Raw genomic sequence first — 3298 nt, 5'->3', positions numbered from 1 at the left:
AAACACTCAACCACCACACACGGGGGTGCGGGCGATCAAGCAAATAAATGTTTCGTATTCACCAAACAAAAATAATTTGGTATCAACAAACTTGGCACACTATTGAGTTCTCAAACAACAAGCGCTTACCGGTTCATCATCGACATCATTTCGACCCGTGATCTCGTCCGGCGCTCTGTAATTATCTTATCTCAGCGAATTCCTGAAAGTCAAATCCATTCTTTGTGATTTGAATCAGTTTTCGCTTTCCCATTGAATCTTCGGTTGTCCACAGTGACCTGTGGAAAATCGTTGATTTTCCGGGCTTCTCGCCTTGATTTGGTACCGGTTTTTCTCCGGTCCGCTTCTCGGCGACAAGGAAAAACTATACACACGTTTTCAGGCCTCCGCAAATCGAGGACCTGTTTTTGTGTGGTGAGCGTGGCCACATCAAAAATCCTCGCTGCTCGTTGATCAATAGAACCGGTATTTAGGGATTCCCCCATTTAATGCTTCAGAGTTTTGCCTGCGTCCTCATTCGTGACTGCGCCCAGGTACCAGGTAAAGGGGGACTTCTAGCATGTCTCCGCCAATGTAGAGGGTTCTGACAAAGCGGGCTCGATCTAAAGCAGGGCAGGTTTCCTCACTGCCGAACTTCGCGCAACCGCAGACTCCGATGCTGATTCCCGGCAGGTCATCACGCGAGGGCCGCGATCGCCTTTGACAGCTGCTTCATTGCCCGCAAGCCGCACATAGCTCTCAGGTGCAATCGCCATTGGCTTTGGGCGATAGCCTAAGACCTGTTCGGGACCGGAGCTGCAGATACAAGGCTCAGCTCAATGATCTGCAGAGTTTTCGACTGTGCAGGAGGCAGCGGCTCCAACCGGCAGCATCCCCGTGCCCTGTAGGAGTCGATGTGTCGCTGGAACTGGTGCCCGTCACGTTTGGAGATTGATAGCTGTGCTGGCTTCGGAGCGGAACCCGGAGCGTCTCCTTCCAGAGACTGCCTGCGAAGCTCCCCCCACCACCGCTAGACCGAACGCCCCGCCCAGAAGAATTCGCCCCACTCGAGAGCGGTGCTCCTTCGTTCAGGAGGAAGCTCGTTGTCCTTTACAACCTTAGAGCGCTAGTGCTTGCTCACCGGTCGAGTTGTCTCGTCGATCGGCGTTGCAGTTCAACCAGCTCACTACGAAGCGGCCGTTGCCAGCATCGATGTCGGGCGCGTTCGTTGCCCCCTTTGGCATCGCGGCCGGGCTGGGGCTATGCACCCATTTAGTAGTGATTGGAATGATGTAGGCGTTCTCATCCTCGCGGAGTACGGTGTTCGGTTCGGTGCCTTCACCCTCTGTTCGCAGCATGTATCAGAACTGGGTGTCCTTGCTACAGGCGGAACGCCAGGCAAACGAGGATCCCGGGCATACCCCTGTTGTGGGATCAATACCCAAACAACTCAGAGCGAGAGAGCACAGGCGGGAGCGTTCGTTGCCCTGCTGTGCCACCGCCCGGGATAAATTAGCAGCTCGCGTTGGACGTCGCATAGCGGAGAGCCTTCGCGAGACACCAAGTTAGGATCAGCAAGACACTCGACCCTGAGAGCCAAATGGTTGGCTGTGTGGGTAGAGCTCTCCTTGGACCTGCGGTGTTGGTAGTCTCTGACCGAGGCATGGGTTGAGAAGTCTTGCTCGCGCCAGCGCCACCTAACGCTACTATCTGGTCCCCGAATAGTGACGTACATTGCACCTCAACCGTCCACGCCAGACAGTTCTCCAGCCTTGTATGCTCAGGTTCCACATGATTTCGCATGCAGGTTGCGATTGTCTGTCGACCACGCAACCCAATATGTAGCTGTGGGTATTCAGATCCGGGCATGACGCCGGTTCTGCTGCGGGAAGTACGCCTCCTCTACCATGAGAATGCATTTGGCCGAACATGGTTTCACGACCAGAGTGGCATCTTCGGTGGCTCATCTCTTGGCTTCGATCGCACAAGCGTCCTTCATCAGGTCAAAGCGCTAACTGAGCGACGCTCGAGCATCATTCCCCAGGGAAAGCCGGCCATTGGCTCTGGTCAGCTTCAAGGTGTGCCCAACGCGCAAGTGCAGTTCCATAGTGCCGGCCAGGAGCGGATGGTCGGCCACCCCGACCTTAGCGAGTCGGTAATACCACTCAATGACAATGAAGGCGTCGGCGCCGATGCCGTGATCTCGTTGCGCGCCTGGGGACAAAGGCAAATTTGCCGAGCATGCTAGAGCTGCCAAGCCCACGGTAGATCGGTAGGGGAATCGTACAGCCAACCACGAGTTCGTCAGATCCCGGCCTAATGGCACAGCGCTGACACTTTCATGGCAGGGCTCGATCGTGCCCTCCAACTCGTCATTCGAGGCAACTCATGAAAGAAGCTCGCGTTGGCAGCATGGGGAAGCACTATCCGCCGGCGGCTCGAAGGAGGCAGTCCAGAAAAGAGGGAACGTAAGCTCCTCTGCTCCTTCGATGCCTGTTGCCGGAACCGACGGCCATCTGCATGCGTTTGCGCCGGCCTGGTATCACGGCCAGCAAGACACTCGGCAAGGTCGTACAAGGGAAGGGGTGCGTTAAATGCAAGCTGGCTTATGTCGCCATCCCAAGAGACGAGAGTGCTGATGTACAAGGTGGTGCAGCCGCCCATGGGAAACAAGCGGTGCAGGTGCCCTCGGACCTGTGCTCGGTAGCGGCCCAAGTTGATGCCCAGCACACTGACCACTTCCGCGGTCGACCGGTTGCTGCAACATGCAAATCTTCCAGATCAACCGTAAAGCAATGCTCGAGCCCCAGAGTCTTCCGGTGTGCGCAGCAAGAGCAAGGAGGTAGCGACCCCGACGACCGGCCGTCTTGAAGCCGCGTGTCCCAGCCGGTAGCGATGAGTGGCAAACTGATCATGATTTTCCACGGACGTCTATTCATACACCCCAACGGACAGAAACACGTGTGCTTGCCACCTATTCCACGGCAAGAAACGAACCATATTCCGCTGGAGAGGGGCATCTCACCGTAACCACGAACGCGACGAGTACAACCAGACCATGCCGAAAAAGTCTTTGAAGTCCAATAGCAGAGTACGAAGATAAGAAGCCGGCAGCTCTGGGCCGACGCGCGGTTTCCCGAGTGCCCGATCAGGGCTACCGATTAGCAAGCACGAGAATATTTGGGCTTAAACAGGTGAGGCTCCAACCATCACTGGTTGGAGCCTCAAACCCTTCATCAAGTTAAGTCCGGCGGTGTCCTACTCTCCCACACCCTCACGAGTGCAGTACCATCGGCGCAGTGGGCCTTAGCTTCCGGGT

General features: G+C 56.0%; 2 protein-coding genes and 1 rRNA gene. 2 read left to right on the top strand and 1 reads right to left on the bottom strand.

Annotated elements, in window-relative coordinates:
• Nucleotides 1–1112: 1112 nt before the first annotated feature.
• Together RCJ92_RS15395 and RCJ92_RS15390 are read left to right on the top strand one after the other, a co-directional pair.
• Nucleotides 1113–1490 (top strand): MepB family protein, encoded by a 378-nt coding sequence (locus tag RCJ92_RS15395; protein WP_446755059.1) that lies wholly within the window; start codon nt 1113–1115, stop codon nt 1488–1490.
• A gap of 356 nt (nt 1491–1846) precedes the next feature.
• Nucleotides 1847–2227, top strand: coding sequence for a hypothetical protein (locus RCJ92_RS15390; protein ID WP_446755058.1), 381 nt, complete (start codon nt 1847–1849; stop codon nt 2225–2227).
• A 997-nt stretch (nt 2228–3224) separates the two neighbouring features.
• Here RCJ92_RS15390 and rrf read toward each other — a convergent pair.
• Nucleotides 3225–3298, bottom strand: a 5S ribosomal RNA gene (gene rrf, locus RCJ92_RS15385); the annotation flags it as partial.

The sequence above is a fragment of the Glutamicibacter sp. BSL13 genome (genome assembly GCF_052928425.1).
Note: the sequence above shows the minus strand (reverse complement) of the source record. Positions and strands in the feature narration are given on the sequence as shown.

Excerpts from the sequence above, each read along its gene's own strand:
- RCJ92_RS15390 (WP_446755058.1), top strand. The coding sequence starts at position 1,847 with ATGACGCCGGTTCTGCTGCGGGAAGTACGCCTCCTCTACCATGAGAAT.